Here is an 18,957-nt window from a genome sequence, read left to right as displayed (position 1 = left end):
ATTATGAGTTATTTTGGAGATATATATAAAGGAATAAAAACACTACTCACGGGTATGAGTGTTACCGGAAAGGTGTTTTTAAATAATAAGAACAATTCCATTACTCAACAATACCCTGACAATAGAGAAACCTTAAAAATGTTTAACCGTTTTCGTGGTGAAGTAGTAATGCCTCACAATGAAAAAAATGAACATACGTGTACTGGTTGTCAGAAATGTGAAATTGCATGTCCAAATGGTTCTATTGAAATTATTTGGGACAGACAAATTGACCCTGAAAGTGGGAAAAAGAAAAAAATGATAGACAAACATATTTACCATTTAGGAATGTGTACAATGTGTGGTTTATGCATAGAAGCTTGCCCTACGGATGCTATTTTATGGGCGCAGAATTACGAAAATTCAGTTTACGACAGAACAAAACTGACAAAAGTTTTAAATCAACCAGGATCTAAAATTATGCCTGGTGTAGAAGACTAAACATATGGAAAGATTTATATTTTACATTTTAGCAGTGATATTAATTGTTTCGGCAATTGCATCTGTTTCAAGCAAAAAAATGTTGCGCTCTGTTATTTATTTATTATTTACACTTTGTGGAATTGCAGGAATCTATTTTTTAATTGATTACAACTTTTTAGCCGCCATTCAACTTACTGTTTATGCCGGTGGAATTATTGTGTTAATCATATTTTCTGTAGTTCTAATCCATCACATTGAAATGGAATTAGAAGTTGCTAAACTCTCTAAAAAAATAATTGTTGGTTTGGCTTGTGCAATTGGTCTAGGGGTTTTCTTAACCACTATTTATTCACATCAATTTAATGTGGTTGAAAATTATAATTCTGTTACTACAGAACAAATTGGTTTAAAGTTATTGAGTTATGAAGATGGTGGCTTTATTTTACCATTTGAAGTAATAAGTGTTTTATTATTAGCTGCAATGATTGGAGCCATAGTAATTGCGAAAGGGAAAAAGATGGAAGATGGAAGACCAAAGTCGGAAGTTTTAAATGAAGATAAATAAATTATGAAATTCAAATTTGAAAACTTATTGATTTGGCAGAAAGCTATGGAAATTGGAGAAGACATTAATTTATTGTCAGAAAAATTTCCTAATAAAGAAATATACAATCTTTCATCTCAAATTAGAAGAGCTGTAGATTCTATAGCATTAAATATTTCTGAAGGCTCAATAGGACAAACAAATCCTGAATTCAAACGTTTTATGGGTTATTCCATAAGATCTTTAGCTGAAGTTGTAACATGTTTACACAAAGCTTATAGAAGAGAATATATTACAGAACAAGAATTTAATAAATATTATGAAGCATCATTTAATCTAATGAATATGATGATTGCTTTTAGAAAAAATATAAAATAATGAAAAATCAACTTCAGTCTTCTTTCTTTTGTCCTCAGGCTTCAGACTTCGGACTTCAAACTTTAAAAATATGATAGCTGGAATTAGCATTTACGAAATACTAACCGTAACCTCAATTCTATTTTTTATTGGAGTTTATGGTTTTTTAACACGAAAAAATTTGATTTCAATATTAATGTCAATCGAATTGATATTGAATGCATCTGTTATAAACTTTGTTGTTATCAACAAATATTTATATCCGGATATGTTACAAGGAGTAGTTTTCTCCATATTTATTATAGCCGTTGCCGCTGCTGAAACAGCTCTGGCAGTTGCCATTATTATTAACTTATATAGGCAAATTGCCTCTGTTGAAATTAAAGATACTGAAATTATGAAGTATTAGAATAAAGTAAAAAGGAACACAATGAATTTAAACAAAATCGTCAACCTGAACTTGTTTCAGGTTCTCACTCAAATTTTCAATCACTCTGATGAGATTCTGAAACAAGTTCAGAATGACGAGAACATTAATTTCTAATAGTTCACTCTAAACTTATTAAATTATGAATTTTACTTATATAATATTAATTCCGTTAATTCCTTTTGTAGTTTTTTTACTATTAGGAATTTATAACAAAAAAATTAAACCTGCAGTTTCTGGCTATATTGGTGTTACAGGTTTATCAACCTCAACTTTACTATCATTCTATACTGCGTATCAATACTTTTTTGTTCACGGAAAAGTTAATGGAGTTTATCAAACACTTGTTCATAAAACAACTTGGATGAATTTTACTGATACGCTTGCAATTGACATGGGGGTTTTAGTAGATCCAATTTCAATAATGATGTTAATTGTAGTTTCCATTATATCATTAATGGTACACATTTATAGTAGAGGTTATATGAAAGGTGATGAAGGGTATACAAGATTTTTTGCTTTTTTATCTCTCTTTTCATTCTCTATGTTCGGATTGGTTTTAGCTGCCAATTTATTTCAAATTTATATTTTCTGGGAATTGGTTGGAGTTTCATCCTATTTATTAATTGGATATTATTATACAAAAAACTCAGCTGTTGCTGCTGCAAAAAAAGCTTTTATTGTTACTCGTTTTGCTGATTTAGGTTTCTTAATAGGAATTTTAATGGTTGGATATTACACAGGAACTTTTGATTTTGAAACGCTGAATAATCCTGAAGGAAGTGCCATTTTAAATTGGGCATCTACTTCATTCATGGGCTTATCGGTTATTACTTGGGCATTAATTTTAATATTTATTGGAGGTGCAGGAAAATCCGCCATGTTTCCTTTACACATTTGGTTACCAGATGCAATGGAAGGACCAACACCAGTTTCAGCATTAATTCATGCAGCTACAATGGTTGTTGCAGGTGTTTATTTAGTAGCCCGACTATTTCCAATGTATTATTTTGTTGAAGATGGATTCGCCTTAAACATTGTAGCTTATGTAGGAGCATTTTCCTCATTATTCGCTGCGATTATTGCTATTACACAAACCGATATTAAACGTGTTCTAGCATTTTCTACAATGTCGCAATTAGGATATATGATGTTGGCTTTAGGAGTTTCTGGATACGATGGACACGAAGGTGTTGGGTATATGGCTTCTATGTTCCATTTGTTTACACACGCAATGTTTAAAGCATTATTATTCCTAGGTGCAGGTTCTGTAATTCACGCTGTACATAGTAATTATCTAAAAGATATGGGCGGTTTACGAAAGTATATGCCAATTACAAATGCTACATTTTTAATTGCTGCATTAGCCATTTCAGGGGTTTTTCCACTTTCAGGTTTTTGGAGTAAAGATGAAATTTTGGTTGCTGCTTTTGAGCACAATAAACTAATTTATGGTGTTGGCGTTTTTGTAGCAGGTTTAACGGCTTTTTATATGTTTAGATTGTACTTCGGAATTTTCTGGGGAAAAAATACACAATACAAACACGCACCGCATGAATCACCTTTATCAATGACATTTCCTTTAATAGTATTGGCATTGATTACTGTTTTTTCAGGGTTTATTCCTTTTAGTGAATTTATATCTGCTGATAAAATTGGTTTCGAAACTCATATCAATTATCCGGTAGCTTTGTTGTCTTCATTTGTAGCTGTTTCAGGAATTGTACTGGCAACTATTTTCTACAAAAAAGAAAATGACCTATCAGATAAATTTGCGAAGGCTTTTGGACCTTTATATAAATGGGCTAGGGACAAGTTTTATTTTGATGAGATTTACATGTTTGTAACTAAAAAGATTTTATTTAACAGTGTTGCTGAAAACATTGCCAAATTCGACAAGAAGATTGTAGATGGCACTATGGAAGGTATTGGAAATAAAACCGTTGTGGTTTCAGAAAAAATAAAAAGAATGCAATCTGGTAAAGTACAAGATTATGCATTTGCATTTATTGCTGGAGTGGTAATAATTGCTTTGGTATTTATTTACATGTTGGGTAATTAAAATGAAGAATTTAAAAAATAAAACGATCGTCAACCTGAACTTGGTTCAGGTTCACATAACAATTGAAGAGCAATATGATGAGATTCTGAAACAAGTTCAGAATGACATTTTTTGTAATTTCAAAAGTATTTAGAATAAAAAATATGGATATTTTATCACTTTTTGTCACCGTTCCTGTTTTAACTATTTTGGCTTTGGTTTTTACCAAAGGTTTAAAACAGGCTCGTATAGTTTCAATGGTTGGAAGTTTAATTCAACTTGGAATGGCAATAAATTTAGTTTTTGCTTACTTCAAAGAAAGAGCAATAAACGATAGTATTATGGTGTTTACCAAAAATGTTGTTTGGTTCGAACAATTCAACATACATTACGCTATTGGTGTTGATGGTATTTCGGTTGCTTTGCTTTTACTAACCGCTATTGTTGTTTTAGCAGGAGTTTTTATTTCTTGGAAAATGACCGACTTACCTAAAGAATTCTTCATCTCTCTATTGGTTTTATCCACTGGAGTTTATGGATTCTTTATTTCTATCGACTTGTTTACAATGTTTGTTTTTTACGAAATAGCTGTAATACCAATGTACTTGCTAATTGGTATTTGGGGAACAGGTCCAAAAGAATATTCAGCAATGAAATTAACGTTGATGCTTATGGGAGCTTCAGCAGTTTTATTGGTTGGGGTTTTAGGAATATATTTCAACTCAAATGCAGATGGAGGGGCTTTAACTTTTAATATTCTTGAAATTGCTCAGGTTAATATTCCATTTGAAGCTCAAAAATTATTTTTCCCACTTACGTTTATAGGTTTTGCTGTATTAGGAGCTTTATTTCCATTTCATACTTGGTCGCCAGATGGTCACGCATCAGCACCAACAGCCGTTTCAATGTTACACGCAGGTGTATTAATGAAGTTAGGTGGTTATGGAGTATTTAGAGTTGCTATGTATTTATTACCTGAAGGTGCAATGCATTGGGATTGGTTCTTTATAATTTTAGCTGCAACAGGTGTTATTTACGGTGCTTTTGGAGCCATAAAACAAAAAGATTTAAAATACATCAACGCGTATTCTTCAGTAAGTCACTTAGGAATGGTATTATTTGCATTATTAATGCTAAATAAAACTGCTTGGAACGGAGCTATTTTACAATCGCTTTCTCATGGATTTATGACAGCCTTATTCTTTGCCTTAATTGGAATGATTTACGGAAGAACCCACACAAGAGATATTACCAAACTAGGAGGATTACTTAAGGTGATTCCTTTTATTTCCGCTATTTATGTAATTGCTGGGTTAGCATCTCTAGGTTTACCAGGATTTAGTGGATTTATTGCTGAAATGAACATTTTTGTAGGAGCATTTCAAAATGAAGGAATGTTTTATAGAATAGCAACTATTATTTCGGTATCAGCAATCGTAGTAACCGCCGTTTACATTTTGCGTGTTGTTGGAATTATGTTAATGGGACCCGTTAAAAACGAAGCATTTTTAAATTTACCAACAGTTACTTGGTATGAAAAAACTGGAATCCTGTTATTACTAATTCCAATTGTTGCAATGGGAGTTGCACCACTTTGGTTGAGTGATATGATTTTAGATAGTTTACAACCATTTATACAAAGAGTATTATAATATTTAAATAGATAACTAAATGAATTTTAGTAATTTTTTATTAATGAGACACGAAATTTTACTGTTAGCAATAACCTTGTTATTGTTGGTAGGTGAAATTTTTATACATAAAAACAAGAAAGGAAGTCTTGTACACTTGGCTATATTTCTTTTTGGAATTCATACCGCAGTTGGTTTTTTACAAATTGAAGAGAGCTCTTTGTTTGGCGGAATGTTTAGAACCAACAATATGATTCATTTCTTTAAAAATGTATTGAATATTGGTGTCTTCATTTTACTATTACAATCGGCTGAGTGGTTACAAGAAAAAATTGTAAATCAAGATAGAGGAACTGAATTCTTTATTTTATTATTCTCATCATTGTTAGGAATGTATTTTATGATTTCTTCGGGTGATTTCTTAATGTTCTACATTGGCTTAGAATTATCAACCTTACCTGTTGCGGCTTTAGCTGCTTTTGAGACTTCAAAAAGAATTTCTAGTGAATCAGGAATTAAATTAATTTTGTCTGCAGCATTGGCTTCTGGAGTATCTTTATTTGGTATATCTATGCTGTATGCAACTTCAGGATCTATCTATTTTAATGAAATTGTTGAAGTTATTTCAGCAAGCAACTTAACTGTTTTAGGGTTTTTCTTATTCTTTGCCGGTTTGGCATTTAAAATATCATTGGTTCCATTTCACTTTTGGACTGCTGATGTATACGAAGGAGCACCAATTAGTGTAGCTTCGTATTTATCTGTTATTTCAAAAGGTGCAGCTGTATTTATTTTAATGATTTTAATGTTCACTATTTTTAAACCTTTAATGCACGTTTGGGAGAATATGGTTTACGTGGTTGCTATAGCTACAATGTTTATAGGTAACTTATTTGCATTGAGACAGCAAAACATGAAACGTTTTTTAGCATTCTCATCAATTGCTCAAGCTGGTTTTATTTTGTTAGGATTAATTACTGGAACTCAATTAGGAGTTGCAACCATTGTTTATTTTGTATTGATTTATATATTTTCTAACCTAGCAGCTTTTGGAGTTGTTCAGGCAATTTCATTAAAAACAGGAAAAGAAAATATGGACGATTATAATGGCTTGTATAGAACAAATCCTAATTTAAGTTTGGTAATGATGTTGGCCTTATTTTCATTAGCTGGTATTCCTCCAGTTGCAGGGTTTTTTGGTAAGTTTTTCTTATTTACTGCAGCTGCAAGTAAAGGATATTACTTATTGGTGTTTTTAGCTGTTGTTAACGTAACTATCTCATTGTATTACTATTTACTGGTAATTAGAGCAATGTTTATTAGAAAGAACGAAAATCCAATTCCGTTTTTCAAGAACAAACTTTATATGCGTTTAGGTTTACTAATTACCGTTGTCGGTATTTTAGTTCTTGGATTATACAGCCCATTATATGATTATATTTACGAATTAAGTAGCTTTTTAAATTAAGAATTATGGCATTAGCAGGAAAACATACCTTTGGAAGTATTGGAGATACAAGAGTTACTTTTGTTGAAAAGAAAATTGATGAAAATCGTAAAAACTTTTTAAAAAAATTACTTGAACACAATGGTTTAGAAGTTGTTATTCAGGAAGAAAAACGAAAAACTGAGGAGGATCCTCAATTATATACAGTAGCTGTAACCGATATGGTTTTTAATCCAACTATTTGGGTTTTTGAACGTAAATTAAAAACATTGGATGGCAGAAAGGTAACACAAGATTATTGGAATCAAAAAACAGATGATACCAATCCGCATTATTGGAATTATGCTAATTAAATTATTTTAAATTAGTCTACCGTCATGCTGAATTTAGTTCAGCATCACATCATAATTGAAATTTAGCAGAATGAGAACCTGAAACAAGTTCAGGTTGACGTAAATATTATATTTTCCCTAATATTTTATCCATTACCCAACTTGTATGTAAAGCTGTTTCACCTGTTGAAGGGTGCGAAACATTTTCAGAAAAATAATCTCTCATAGCTTCAACATGATAATATTGAACATGTTTTGGATGTTCAATATTTAATTCTAAATTTTCACTTTCTGAAACTAATTTAATTGGATTTTCATCAAATACAGAAAATTCAATTTGACCTTTTTCTCCATAAATAACAACCAAATCTTCTCTATCATATGTTCCAAAATTCCAACTTCCTACACCAGTTATACCAATTTCGTGAATCCAACTAGCTGAAACTGCATCCTTAGCTGTGTACAACTTTTGTTGATTCAAACTAACTCCCTGAGCTTCTTTTATATTCCCTAAAAAATAAGTAAACAGATCTAATCCGTGACTTGCCAAGTCATCAAAATATCCAGCTGGTGCAATTTTTATATCTGTTCTCCAATTGTACTCTTCTGATAAATCCAAGTTACTTGGAGGAATATGTAGCTTCGAATTTATGTGCCTAATTTCACCTATAATTCCAGAATCAATCCATTCTTTAACTTTAAGAAACCTAGGTAGTGTTCTTCTATAATAGGCAACAAACAACGGTAAATTTATTTTTTTAAAAGCTTCTACAATTGCTAAACTTTCATTATAACTTGGAGATAGAGGTTTTTCAATACAACAAGGTTTTCCAGCATCAGCTACTTTTAATCCATAAAATTTATGGCTATCTGGTGGTGTTGCAATATAAATTGCATCTACATTTGGATCATTAATTAAATCATCTGCATTTGAATAATATTTTGGAACATTATGTCTTTTGGCGTAATCTTTTGCCCTATGCTCATCACGTCGCATAACTGCTTCTAAAGAAAATTCTTCAATTGAATAATATGGTGGTCCGCTTTTTATTTCAGTTACATCTCCACAGCCAATTATACCCCATCTTATATTTCCATCATTAAAATATCTCTTCATACTTTTTATTTTATTTAAAAATACAAAGTTTAAACTAAGAATCTCTTTTAACTTTCAATTAAATGTATTGGATCTTCAATTTGAATAAAATCGTACAAAATATGATCTACTATTTGTTGTGTTTCATTTGGAAATTCTAACGATACTTTTGAATCACTTTGTATCCAATCTTCAATTTTTTGAATTTGCTTTTTCTTTAAAGATTTTAAAACTGGCACACCTAACTCTTCCAATGCCTTAGCATTAAAATGTTGTTCATATTGATTTTTCATTGGAATTACCAATAATTTCTTCTTAAGAAATATAGCTTCAGCAGGAGTTTCAAATCCAGCACCACACAAAATACCTTGACAAGAAGCTAAACTTTTTTCAAACTTTTTACTGTTAATTGGTTTAATGTATACATTCTTTTTTTGGTAATATTTGTTTGTATGCTTCGAAAACACCTTCCACTTTACACCTTTTATTTTAGATAAAACTGAAATTATTCTTTCATCAGAATAAGCAGGTAAATAAACTGTATAATGATCTTTTTTTGTTCGTTTTAGCAAGCGAATATCATTTCTTATAATAGGAGAATATACGTTTTCGTTGTATTTTTTAAAATGAAAACCATATCTATATTTGGTCTTCGCATAATTATTAATAATAAACTTTCCTATTACATCTTTAAAATTTGGTCTTGGAACATTTTCTGTATACAATGCTGCTTGATGACTTAATGAAATACATTTTACACCTCGAATTTTACAAGCCCAAGCAGTAATTGGTTCAAAATCGTTAATAACCAAATCATATTCCGTAACAGGAACCTTTAAAATTTCTTTTAGTACTCTAACTGGATCATTATTTTTTAATGTTTTCCCAAAGCTTATTCCTCCGTTTTTTCCAAAATAAAAACTTAAACCTTTATAGTTGTATTTTATTTCATGTTCTAACTTTACTTCTGCCTGATTACCGCTTACTAAAACATCAACCTGAGCTCTATTTAATAGTGCTGGTAAAACTTCTTTAGCCCTACTTAAATGTCCATTTCCTGTACCTTGTACTGCGTATAATATTTTCATTAACTCTTAAAATTAAAATCTGCCACTAACTCTCCAAATATCTCTTTCGATGTTTTATCTAAAATGTCATTCTCTTTATGTTCAATAGCTTCCTCTTTTTTATAGTGTTTATCGTTGTATTTATATAATTTCCATTCTTTTTCTGAATATTCTAAAGCTGTTAAATTTTCAATCCAGTCTCCCGAATTTAAGTAAAACACACTTCCATTGTTAGTTTCAATTTCTTTTAATGCTGGCTGATGAATATGCCCACAAACCACATAATCATACTTATTATCTATAGCAATTTTTATAGCAGTTTCTTCAAAATTATTAATAAATTTTACTGCGGTTTTAACACTATCTTTTATTTTTTTTGATAAAGAAATTTTTTCTTTTCCAATTAAAGAGCTGAAATAATTAACTGCTTTATTTATTAAAATTAAAGTGTCATAACCAACAGCTCCCAACTTAGCCAACCACTTTGAATGCTGCATTGTTACATCAAAAACATCGCCGTGAAAAAACCAAGCTTTTTTTTCGTCTAGTTCTAAAACCACCTTATTTTTTATTAAAAGTGAACCTAACTCAAAACCAACAAATTTTCGAAGCATTTCATCGTGATTACCAGTTATATAGTAGACTTTTTTACCTTGAGAAACCCAACCGATTAAATATTTAATCACTTTCATATGAGATTTTGGCCAATAGCGTTTACTAAATTGCCATATGTCTATAATATCTCCGTTAAGAATTACGATTTGGGGATTGATACTTTTTAAATACTTTAATAACTCCTTTGCGTGGCAGCCATATGTTCCTAAATGAATGTCGGAAATAACAACTACATCTAGTTTTCTTTTACTTTTATTAGATCCCAAAATAATTTAAAATGGTTAATACAAAGCAATTAACAATAAAAGTGTTGCTTAAAAGTTTCGAAATTATTATTTAAAAGTTATTAAACTACAGTAAGTTATGACGAATATACCTAAATGTTAAATTAATACGAGGATGTATTATTTTTTTACTTTTTGGCACTGAATGAATCCAATTTTCTTGGGTAGAACCTTGCATTACCAATAAATTTCCAGTTTCTAAAAGCAGATCTACTTTTTGTTTATTTGCAATATGCTTTAAAGAAAACTTACGAGTTGCTCCAAAGCTTAACGAAGCGATTATAGGATTCTTGCCTAGTTCTTTTTCATTATCTGTATGCCAACCAAGCCCTTCATTACCATTGTGGTATAAATTTATTAAACAAGAGTTAAACTTAGCACCTGTTTTCTCTTGAACTAGTTGTTTAAGTTCTAGTATTTCTGGAGTCCATTCTAATGCTATTTTTTTTGTTCCTGAGTAAAAATATTCAAAATTAGCATCGCCAAACCAAGCAATTTTTCTTGAAGTTGTAATATGCTTACCGAACATAATAAGTTCGTCTTGCTTCCAAAAATTAGCGTTTAAAAAGTACTCTAAATATTGTTGACACTGCTTAGTGTTTAAAACTAATCCGTAATTTATAACTTCACCATCAAAAGGTAATCTATTTTGAAAAATATCTGTATTGAATAAATCCATTATAAAAGATATTTTCAGCCTAGATAAATGTTTTACCTACGTAAATTAATACGTTTCCTTTTTCTATTTCTATAGTTTCGTTTAGTGATGAGATTATATGAATTATACCTTTGTTATCCTTTAAAAACATAGGTACAGCTTGTCCCTCGTTTTCTATATCATTCAATAATTGTTTATAATTCTCAGCAGAATTTACAACTACTTCATTTACCATTGGAAAATCTCGTACAATTTCACTTATATTCAAATAATCATCTTTATGTGTAAACAGTTTTTCATTTGAAACTTCAGCACCATCCTTTAACTCATCAGCAGAAATAATTCTAAAAGATCCATTTTCACCAAAAATTGATTCAAATTTTTCAATAGCATAATTATTTACAGAAGCACTACCTGTTAACGCTAATAAATACCCAATATCGTTCAACTCTACATCGTCCAACAATTCATCTGAATAAATATCTCCCTGAATAGCTTCTAAGCCCAAGGTTTTTGCTTTTTCAATATGGTTAACATTGCTATCAATTAGCACTACTCTTCTACCATTATTTTTTAAATAATTAGCAATTAGCCTAGTAAATTTACTTGCTCCAACAATTATAATTCCATCAGATGATTTTAAAAACACCCCAACAATTTTGGCAAAAATACGAGCAGTTGTTGCATTTAAAACTACTGTTCCAAGAACTATCATAAATACTAAAGGTGTAATATATTCAGCGCCTGGTTCACCTTTCATAACCAATTTTAAACCAAATAATGATGCTATACCTGCAGCAACAATACCACGAGGTCCAACCCAACTTATAAACAGTTTTTCGTTAAATTTTAATCCAGAACCTGCAGTACTTAAAAATACGGCAATTGGCCTTAGCACAAATACTACAACTGCAAATAGAGTTAACGACTCCCATCTATACAACAACATTAAATCTTCAATATTAATGTTTGCCGCCAATAAAATAAACAGAATTGATATTAATAAAATACTAATAGACTCTTTAAAATATAGTATTTCTTTTAGTTCCGTAACATTTTTATTTCCTAACACCATACCCATAACTACTACAGATAATAAGCCTGACTCGTGAGCAAATAAATCTGACAATACAAATACTGCCAAAACACTTGCCAATGTGAAAACATTTAATAAATAATGAGGAATAATTTTAAACTTCAACGAATAAAATATTGCATATCCAGAAGTAAAACCAATTGACATACCGATAATTACAATTTTACCAAATTCAATTAAGGCTTCTCTAGTATATTCATAACCTGCACCAACACTTATAAATTCAAACACCAAAACGGCAACTAATGCTCCAATTGGATCAATTAAAATTCCCTCCCATTTTAATACAGCAGAAACATCTTTTTTTAATGGAATGTTTCTTAAAATTGGACCTATTACTGTTGGACCTGTTACAATTATTAATGCTGAAAACAAGAATGAAATTACCCAACTTAATTCAAAAATATAGTGTGCAGCAACTCCTGCTCCAAAAAATGTAACTACAGACCCTAAGGTTATTAATTTACCTATTGCCGGACCAACATTTAAAATTTCATCTTTTTTCAACGTTAAACCACCTTCAAAAAGAATAATACTAATGGCTAACGACACAAAATTAAAGAGTCGTTCACCAGGAAAAAGTCCTTCTTTTCCATTCCAAACTGGCTCTAACCATTTTGTACCATCGTGTGAAATTAATGTTGAAATTGGCCCAACCAATAACCCTATTAAAATTAATGGTAAAATTGCTGGAATTTTAAATTTCCAAGCAAACCATTGTGCTATAATTCCTAAAATTATAATACCTGCTAATTCTACCATATATTATTTTTTTACAAGCTTGCCTTTAGAAGATATTTTTACAAATCGAACTGTAGAATCCAATTCTCTTTTAATATCAATTAAACTAATACCTTTTTTTATTCTTTTTGTTGAAGTTAACATAGAATCTGGAATTGACTCCGTATAACTAACCGTTTTTATTATATTCGATTTTAACATGGAGTGTGTAGAATATTTATTCACAATTTCTTCATAGTTAATATCGCACTTATTACTAATTTTTTGCTTTGTTAACTCCTTTTTATCAATAAGAGTTGAAACAAATGATGTTTCGCAAGAAAAACCTTCAGTTTTTGTATACACACAATAACTTACTGTGTCGTTTACTTGTTTAAAAAAATGAACTGTTTGAAACTCTCCACTATCTTTTGAGTATTCATATGTAATCTTCACCCATTCTGGAATTAAATCTGAAGTTTCTTTAATTGCTTTATTCTCGATTTTACATCCAACAAAAATTACAAATAATGCAATAAATAATATTTTATATAATTTCATTATATATTAAGTAATTTATTAATTTCTCTAGTAGTTATTGCAATATAGCCATTATTTACCAAAAAGTAAATGGTTTTTTTGAAAGTGATGAATTGTAATATTTAGCATCTCCAGTAACCTCATTACCCAACCAATTCGGCTTTGTAAAAATGGTATTTTCAGTTGGCAACTCTATTTCAGCAATTAATAAACCTTTATTTACTCCAAAAAACTCGTCTACTTCAAAAAACAATTGATTATTTGTAGGTATTATATACCTAATTTTTTCAATAACTATAGGTTCACACAATTTTAAAAGTGTTTCAGCTTCAGTTAAAGGTATTTCTTTTTCCCATTCAAAACGTGTTGTTCCAGATCGATTTCCAATACCTTTTACAGTTATAAAACCTTTATTATCTCTAATTCTAATTCTAACGGTTCGTTCGGGCACTGTAGATAAAAAACCTTGTGCAATTTTATAGCTTTTTTGGGCCAAATTTTTAAACTCTCCGTTTACTAAAAACTTACGTTCAATTTCTTGATTCATTTAAACTTTAATTATAGCACGCAAATTACAATAAGATTCTTTTTAGAATAGCTTTTAACAATAAAAAATCATTAAAAGTGATAACATTTAATGGAGATTAAACAACTTAAGCTTTATAAACTCCTATTTCGGTTAAATTTACCTTTAGAACTTCGTTTAAATTAAAAACTATAATTCGTTTTTATTAATTAATTTAGTGCTTTTAGTATTCAATTTTTTATGAAGAAAAAACTCACTTTAAAAACCATTGCAAAACATTTTAATGTTTCGATAGCTACCATTTCGAAAGCATTAAAAAATAGCTATGATATAAGTGAAGAACGACGAAAAGAAGTTCAAAAATTTGCCAAAGAAAATGGCTATAAACCCAATATTTTTGCACTTGGTTTAAAACGTAACAAAACAAATACTATTGGTTTAATTTTACCCAACATTCTTAACCTTTATTTTGCTAAAGTTTTTAGTGGTGTTGAAAAAATTGCTAATGAACACGGTTACAACGTGGTTATTTGTATTTCTAACGACAACTACCAAAAAGAAGTAGACGCTACCAATATGTTTGTTAATGGAACCGTTGATGGTTTTATTGTTTCACTTGCCGAAGAAACTCAAAAACTACAAAACTACAGTCATTTTAAAAATGCTATTAAACAAGATGTTGGCTTAGTAATGATTGACAGAGTTACCGATGAAGTAAATTGTGATAAGGTAATTGTAAACGATGCTAAAGCTGCTTACGATGCAACTGAATATTTTATTTCGAACCAACGAAAAAACATTGCGCTAGTTTCAATAATTAGCCATACAAGTGTTGGCAAATTACGCATACAAGGTTATAAAAAAGCTCTAGAAAACAACAACATTTTAGTAGATGAAAACCTTATTATTAGGGTTGGTAAAAATGACGATTTAGAAACCTTATTAAAAGTTGTTTTGGGAAGTAGAAAGGTTGATGCACTTCTTTGTTTAGAGGAAACAGCAACTATTTCTACCCTTGAAATTTTAAAAAAATTACACTATAAAATACCTGAAAACATTTCGTTAATTGGCTTTACCAATGGCGAGTTATTACAGCATGTTACACCTAAAGTAACATCGGTAAGCCAACATGGTGTTTTTATGGGCGAACAAGCTATGCGATTTTTGGCTGCTAAACTTAAAGAAATAGAAGAAGATAAAGTATCATCTTCTAAAACTAAAATTGTAAAAACTACGATTCTTGAACGAGAATCAACTATTAAACTCTAACTAAAAATAAAATAGTAACGTTAAACACATATAATTCTAAAAGTTGCTTCTTGTTTTTTTATATATTAATTTTTCTCTAAAGGCTTAACCACAAACTTCTTTGTTTTTAAATCTAGTTTTATTCCAAAAGTTTCTTCCATAACCCAATTTTTAAATACAATCTCCATCTCTCGTTTCATTCTTTCAACTCTTTTTAATACAACTAAATAAGGTATACCCATTACAAAAGCTGCATGTAAAAGCCAAATGAAAATTATCGAAAATGGATGTTCTGCCTTATTTAAAAAATTTTGAGAAAAAATAACAACAAATATTCCGTAACAAAAAAGGAACAAAAAATATAATATAAAATTAAAATTTGCTGCTCCTTGAATTTCGGTTTCAATTTTTAATTCCTTATTCAACTGGGTAAGTTTTCCCCTAACACAAACAGTATCTTTTTCTAAAAACCTACGTCTTCTTCGTAACTTAAACTCATTAAGATCAACAGTGCCAACATGTCTTTTTCCTGACGAAAATTTTTCAAAAAATAAAATTTTAAAGCCTTCCTTTTCTTCAGCAATATTCTTGCGAAAAATCTTTATAAAATCCATTTTACTTACTGAGACTTTAAAAGAATAATTTTGAATTAATTTTATTTTTCTTAAAAAAGCTTTCATAAGTATTAAAAATCAGTTTCTACAACAAACTAAATTTAAATACCGATTCGTTACTATATTCTTCGCCAGGTTGTAATATTGAGTTTGGAAAATTATCGTGATTAGGAGCATCAGGAAAGTTTTGAGTTTCAAAACAAATTGCTGAAAACTTACTATAAGTTACTCCATTTTTATACGGTAAATTAGGTAATTGAACTGGTGTGTAAACTACACTTGCAGGTTGGTTTGTATAAACCTCCATTTTAATTCCTGTTTTTTCTGAAGAAAGTTCTGCTTTTAAACCTCCTTCACCTAAAACAAAAGTATCATCAAAACCAGTAAAATCTTCTCTTCCTAAAATTTCTAATTCATTTCTATCAAATCGAGTTCCTTTTGAAGCATTTAATTTTCCCGAAGGAATTAATTGAGAATCTACATCTAAAAAGTGAGATGTATTAATCATTAATTTATGATCTAAAACTGAATCTTTTCCGTTTAAGTTATAATATGCGTGATTTGTTAAATTAACAGGTGTTGCTTTATCTGTAGTTGCTTTGTAGCTAATTTTAACTTCATTTTCTTCAGTTAATTCATATATAGCTTTAACCTTTAAATTTCCTGGGTATCCTTCTTCACCACCATTACTTACACAAGATAAAACCACTTTAGGATTCTTTCCTTCTGTAACCTCATCTACAGCCCAAATTTTTCTATCAAATCCAACTTTCCCACCATGTAAATGAACTCCATCTACATTAAAAACAGGATATTCCTTACCTTCAACAGAAAATTTACCTTTAGAAATTCTACCAGCATACCTACCAACAGAACTGCTTAAATACAAGCCGTTTTCTAAGTAAAAATCTTCAGCATAATCACTCGGTTTTTCTAAACCTGCTACAACATTTACTAATTCATTGTTTTTAGTTGGAACTTCAACGCTAATTAAGGTTGCCCCAAAATTAGAAACTCGTATAGTCAATCCTTTTGAATTTACAAGTTGTATTACTTTAATTTGCTCTGTCATATCACAAATTTAATGGTTTTTAAAAATTATAGCAAATAAAATGTACTTTTTACATTTATAAATAAAAAACAGCTAATTCTATTAAAAAATTAGCTGTTTTTATTATTTATTTCAAGTCGAAATTATGATTATTTCTCCCAAATTTTTTCCATTTCTTCTAATGTTTTTCCTTTTGTTTCAGGAACAAATTTCCAAACTAATATTGCTGCTAGTACTCCCATTACACCATAAATCCAATAGGCAAAACCGTGATTAAATGTTTCTAACAAGTATGTGTTTTTATCCATCATTGGGAACGTCCAAGAAACTAAATAATTAGAAATCCATTGCGCCGCAACAGCAACTGCTAACGCACGACCTCTAATTTTATTTGGAAATATTTCTGATAACAGCACCCAACAAACAGGTCCCCAACTCATAGCAAAACTTGCAACGTAGATTAACATAAATATTAACGCTCCTATACCTACAGATTCCATAAAGAACGATGTCCCTAATGCAAACATTGCAAATGCCATACCTATTGCTCCAATTATCATTAATGGTTTTCTTCCATATTTATCTACTGTCATAATTGCTAAAACAGTAAATAATAAATTAACCGCTCCAACAATAATAGTTTGTAACAATGCAGTATCAGTTCCTGAGCCCATACTCTTAAATATCTCAGGAGCATAATAAAGTACAACATTAATACCTACAAATTGTTGAAAAACTGAAAGCAATACACCAATTACAATTACTGCGATTCCAAAAGAAAATAGTTTTCCTGAATGACTTTCTACAGTATTTTGAATTTCAGCAAGAATCTTTTTTCCTTCTTCAATACCATTTACTTTAGATAAAACATCTAAAGCTTTTTCCGGTTGAGATTTTAACACTAAAGATCTTGGTGTATCTGGCACAAAAAATAACATAATTAAAAACAATGTAGCTGGGATAGTTTCCGAAGCAAACATCCAACGCCATCCTATAGTGTTTAACCAAGTATCGTCTCCTTGTCTAGCAATAAAATAATTTACAAAATACACAACTAGCATACCAAAAATAATGGCAAACTGGTTCATAGAAACCAATTTACCTCTGCTTTTTGCAGGTGCAATTTCAGCAATATATAAAGGTGAAAGCATAGATGCCAATCCAACTCCAATACCACCAATAATTCTGTAAACTATAAAAATATAGATAAATGTATGGTCACCTTCTCCAATAGGTTTTACCAACATTTCTGGCATAGAAGATCCAATGGCAGAAAGTAAAAATAATACAGCCGCTAGAATTAATCCATTTTTACGACCTAAGTTTTTACTAATAATTCCACCAGACATTCCACCTATAACACACCCAATTAGTGCACTGGAAACAACAAATCCCAAACGGGCATTTGCTCCCAATTCATCCAACCCAAAAGGTAGAACGAAAAAACTTTCTAATGAACTTACAGTTCCTGAAATAACTGCAGTATCATAACCAAACAATAATCCACCAAGAGTGGCAACTATAGTTAGCTTTAATAAATATTTAGAGTTTGTTGCTCCCATAATGCTTTAAAATTATATGTATTGGTTAATAATGTTTTCAAATAATTCTTGTTTACCACTCTTCAATGATAATTCTCCGTTTTCTTGAGCTATTTTGTACAAGTCTTCCATTGATAATTTTCCATTCTCAAAGTCTTTTCCTTTTCCTGCATCAAATGAAGCGTAACGATCTGTTCTTAATTTTTCATAAGGGGATGAAGTGATAATTTTATCAGCAATTAGTAATGCTCTTGCAAAAGTATCTGCTCCACCAATGTGTGCTAAGAAAACATCTTCTAAATCTGTTGAATTTCTTCTGATTTTTGCATCAAAATTAATTCCTCCTCCTTGTAATCCGCCAGCTTTTAAGAATACTAACATTGCTTCTGTAGTTTCTTGAATATTGTTAGGGAACTGGTCTGTATCCCATCCGTTTTGGTAATCTCCACGGTTGGCATCTAAACTACCTAACATTCCTGCTTTGGCTGCAACTTCTAATTCGTGTTGGAACGTATGTTGCGCTAATGTTGCGTGGTTTACTTCAATATTCATTTTGAAATCTTTGTCTAAACCATATTCTTTTAAGAATCCTATGGCTGTAGCTGAATCAAAATCGTATTGGTGCTTCATTGGCTCCATTGGTTTTGGTTCAATAAAGAA

At 30.3% G+C, this 18,957-nt stretch carries 19 protein-coding genes and 1 pseudogene; 9 read left to right on the top strand and 11 right to left on the bottom strand.

Features of this window, described 5'->3' with window-relative positions:
- The first annotated feature begins 3 nt into the window (after positions 1-3).
- From BLU40_RS13085 to BLU40_RS13050, 8 genes are all read left to right on the top strand, one after another.
- Entirely contained in the window at positions 4-480 is a 477-nt protein-coding gene (locus BLU40_RS13085; RefSeq protein ID WP_090124343.1) for a 4Fe-4S binding protein, read from the top strand.
- A 4-nt stretch (positions 481-484) separates the two neighbouring features.
- Positions 485-1,027, top strand: a complete 543-nt coding sequence (locus BLU40_RS13080; RefSeq protein WP_090124340.1) for an NADH-quinone oxidoreductase subunit J family protein — start codon at positions 485-487, stop codon at positions 1,025-1,027.
- A 3-nt stretch (positions 1,028-1,030) separates the two neighbouring features.
- Positions 1,031-1,384, top strand: coding sequence for a four helix bundle protein (locus tag BLU40_RS13075; protein ID WP_090124337.1), 354 nt, complete (start codon positions 1,031-1,033; stop codon positions 1,382-1,384).
- A gap of 70 nt (positions 1,385-1,454) precedes the next feature.
- On the top strand, positions 1,455-1,772 hold the full coding sequence (gene nuoK / locus BLU40_RS13070; RefSeq protein WP_090124334.1) for an NADH-quinone oxidoreductase subunit NuoK: 318 nt from the start codon (positions 1,455-1,457) through the stop codon (positions 1,770-1,772).
- Between the two features lie 160 nt (positions 1,773-1,932).
- Entirely contained in the window at positions 1,933-3,852 is a 1,920-nt protein-coding gene (gene nuoL / locus BLU40_RS13065) for an NADH-quinone oxidoreductase subunit L (protein WP_090124332.1), read from the top strand.
- Between the two features lie 101 nt (positions 3,853-3,953).
- The gene (locus tag BLU40_RS13060; RefSeq protein ID WP_245729952.1) at positions 3,954-5,483 is read left to right on the top strand and encodes a complex I subunit 4 family protein; all 1,530 of its coding nucleotides are present in this window, start codon (positions 3,954-3,956) and stop codon (positions 5,481-5,483) included.
- A gap of 19 nt (positions 5,484-5,502) precedes the next feature.
- Positions 5,503-6,930 carry an NADH-quinone oxidoreductase subunit N gene (locus tag BLU40_RS13055; RefSeq protein ID WP_090124326.1) on the top strand — a complete coding sequence of 476 codons (1,428 nt, stop codon included), beginning with the start codon at positions 5,503-5,505 and terminating at the stop codon, positions 6,928-6,930.
- A 5-nt stretch (positions 6,931-6,935) separates the two neighbouring features.
- Positions 6,936-7,262 carry a hypothetical protein gene (locus tag BLU40_RS13050; RefSeq protein WP_090124324.1) on the top strand — a complete coding sequence of 109 codons (327 nt, stop codon included), beginning with the start codon at positions 6,936-6,938 and terminating at the stop codon, positions 7,260-7,262.
- Between the two features lie 106 nt (positions 7,263-7,368).
- Here BLU40_RS13050 and BLU40_RS13045 read toward each other — a convergent pair whose 3' ends face one another.
- From BLU40_RS13045 to BLU40_RS13015, 7 genes are all read right to left on the bottom strand, one after another.
- On the bottom strand, positions 7,369-8,358 hold the full coding sequence (locus BLU40_RS13045; protein WP_090124321.1) for a Gfo/Idh/MocA family protein: 990 nt from the start codon (positions 8,356-8,358) through the stop codon (positions 7,369-7,371).
- 47 nt (positions 8,359-8,405) lie between these two features.
- Positions 8,406-9,425: a glycosyltransferase family protein gene (locus BLU40_RS13040; RefSeq protein ID WP_090124318.1), complete on the bottom strand. Its 1,020-nt coding sequence runs from the start codon at positions 9,423-9,425 to the stop codon at positions 8,406-8,408.
- On the bottom strand, positions 9,425-10,291 hold the full coding sequence (locus BLU40_RS13035) for a UDP-2,3-diacylglucosamine diphosphatase (protein WP_090124316.1): 867 nt from the start codon (positions 10,289-10,291) through the stop codon (positions 9,425-9,427). Before BLU40_RS13035 ends, BLU40_RS13040 begins: the two co-directional genes overlap by 1 nt.
- A 79-nt stretch (positions 10,292-10,370) precedes the next feature.
- On the bottom strand, positions 10,371-10,982 hold the full coding sequence (locus BLU40_RS13030; protein ID WP_090124313.1) for an alpha-ketoglutarate-dependent dioxygenase AlkB family protein: 612 nt from the start codon (positions 10,980-10,982) through the stop codon (positions 10,371-10,373).
- Between the two features lie 19 nt (positions 10,983-11,001).
- Entirely contained in the window at positions 11,002-12,819 is a 1,818-nt protein-coding gene (locus BLU40_RS13025; RefSeq protein WP_090124310.1) for a cation:proton antiporter, read from the bottom strand.
- Between the two features lie 3 nt (positions 12,820-12,822).
- A complete protein-coding gene (locus tag BLU40_RS13020) occupies positions 12,823-13,338 on the bottom strand; it encodes a hypothetical protein (protein WP_090124308.1) in 516 nt (171 codons plus the stop codon).
- A gap of 55 nt (positions 13,339-13,393) precedes the next feature.
- Positions 13,394-13,864, bottom strand: a complete 471-nt coding sequence (locus BLU40_RS13015) for a CYTH domain-containing protein (protein ID WP_090124305.1) — start codon at positions 13,862-13,864, stop codon at positions 13,394-13,396.
- A 219-nt stretch (positions 13,865-14,083) separates the two neighbouring features.
- Between BLU40_RS13015 and BLU40_RS13010 the strand changes: the two genes are divergently transcribed.
- Positions 14,084-15,112: a LacI family DNA-binding transcriptional regulator gene (locus BLU40_RS13010; protein WP_090124302.1), complete on the top strand. Its 1,029-nt coding sequence runs from the start codon at positions 14,084-14,086 to the stop codon at positions 15,110-15,112.
- A 65-nt stretch (positions 15,113-15,177) separates the two neighbouring features.
- Here the strand turns inward: BLU40_RS13010 and BLU40_RS13005 are convergent, their stop codons facing one another.
- The 4 genes and pseudogenes from BLU40_RS13005 to BLU40_RS12990 all read right to left on the bottom strand — a co-directional run.
- Positions 15,178-15,771, bottom strand: coding sequence for a hypothetical protein (locus BLU40_RS13005; RefSeq protein ID WP_090124299.1), 594 nt, complete (start codon positions 15,769-15,771; stop codon positions 15,178-15,180).
- Between the two features lie 19 nt (positions 15,772-15,790).
- Positions 15,791-16,777 (bottom strand): aldose epimerase family protein, encoded by a 987-nt coding sequence (locus BLU40_RS13000; RefSeq protein ID WP_090124296.1) that lies wholly within the window; start codon positions 16,775-16,777, stop codon positions 15,791-15,793.
- A 128-nt stretch (positions 16,778-16,905) separates the two neighbouring features.
- Positions 16,906-18,318 carry a D-xylose transporter XylE gene (gene xylE, locus BLU40_RS12995; protein ID WP_090124293.1) on the bottom strand — a complete coding sequence of 471 codons (1,413 nt, stop codon included), beginning with the start codon at positions 18,316-18,318 and terminating at the stop codon, positions 16,906-16,908.
- A gap of 12 nt (positions 18,319-18,330) precedes the next feature.
- Positions 18,331-18,957 (bottom strand): annotated as a pseudogene (locus tag BLU40_RS12990) (xylose isomerase); the annotation flags it as partial.

The sequence above is a fragment of the Lutibacter oricola genome (assembly GCF_900106565.1).
Classification (GTDB): Bacteria; Bacteroidota; Bacteroidia; order Flavobacteriales; family Flavobacteriaceae; genus Lutibacter; species Lutibacter oricola.
Note: the sequence above shows the minus strand (reverse complement) of the source record. Positions and strands in the feature narration are given on the sequence as shown.

Excerpts from the sequence above, each read along its gene's own strand:
- BLU40_RS13080 (WP_090124340.1), top strand. The coding sequence starts at position 485 with ATGGAAAGATTTATATTTTACATTTTAGCAGTGATATTAATTGTTTCG.
- nuoK (WP_090124334.1), top strand. The coding sequence starts at position 1,455 with ATGATAGCTGGAATTAGCATTTACGAAATACTAACCGTAACCTCAATT.
- BLU40_RS13085 (WP_090124343.1), top strand. The coding sequence starts at position 4 with ATGAGTTATTTTGGAGATATATATAAAGGAATAAAAACACTACTCACG.
- BLU40_RS13030 (WP_090124313.1), bottom strand. The coding sequence starts at position 10,982 with ATGGATTTATTCAATACAGATATTTTTCAAAATAGATTACCTTTTGAT.
- xylE (WP_090124293.1), bottom strand. The coding sequence starts at position 18,318 with ATGGGAGCAACAAACTCTAAATATTTATTAAAGCTAACTATAGTTGCC.
- BLU40_RS13075 (WP_090124337.1), top strand. The coding sequence starts at position 1,031 with ATGAAATTCAAATTTGAAAACTTATTGATTTGGCAGAAAGCTATGGAA.
- BLU40_RS13015 (WP_090124305.1), bottom strand. The coding sequence starts at position 13,864 with ATGAATCAAGAAATTGAACGTAAGTTTTTAGTAAACGGAGAGTTTAAA.
- BLU40_RS13050 (WP_090124324.1), top strand. The coding sequence starts at position 6,936 with ATGGCATTAGCAGGAAAACATACCTTTGGAAGTATTGGAGATACAAGA.
- BLU40_RS13045 (WP_090124321.1), bottom strand. The coding sequence starts at position 8,358 with ATGAAGAGATATTTTAATGATGGAAATATAAGATGGGGTATAATTGGC.
- BLU40_RS13000 (WP_090124296.1), bottom strand. The coding sequence starts at position 16,777 with ATGACAGAGCAAATTAAAGTAATACAACTTGTAAATTCAAAAGGATTG.
- BLU40_RS13055 (WP_090124326.1), top strand. The coding sequence starts at position 5,503 with ATGAATTTTAGTAATTTTTTATTAATGAGACACGAAATTTTACTGTTA.
- nuoL (WP_090124332.1), top strand. The coding sequence starts at position 1,933 with ATGAATTTTACTTATATAATATTAATTCCGTTAATTCCTTTTGTAGTT.
- BLU40_RS13025 (WP_090124310.1), bottom strand. The coding sequence starts at position 12,819 with ATGGTAGAATTAGCAGGTATTATAATTTTAGGAATTATAGCACAATGG.
- BLU40_RS13040 (WP_090124318.1), bottom strand. The coding sequence starts at position 9,425 with ATGAAAATATTATACGCAGTACAAGGTACAGGAAATGGACATTTAAGT.
- BLU40_RS13005 (WP_090124299.1), bottom strand. The coding sequence starts at position 15,771 with ATGAAAGCTTTTTTAAGAAAAATAAAATTAATTCAAAATTATTCTTTT.
- BLU40_RS13060 (WP_245729952.1), top strand. The coding sequence starts at position 3,954 with ATGACATTTTTTGTAATTTCAAAAGTATTTAGAATAAAAAATATGGAT.
- BLU40_RS13020 (WP_090124308.1), bottom strand. The coding sequence starts at position 13,338 with ATGAAATTATATAAAATATTATTTATTGCATTATTTGTAATTTTTGTT.
- BLU40_RS13010 (WP_090124302.1), top strand. The coding sequence starts at position 14,084 with ATGAAGAAAAAACTCACTTTAAAAACCATTGCAAAACATTTTAATGTT.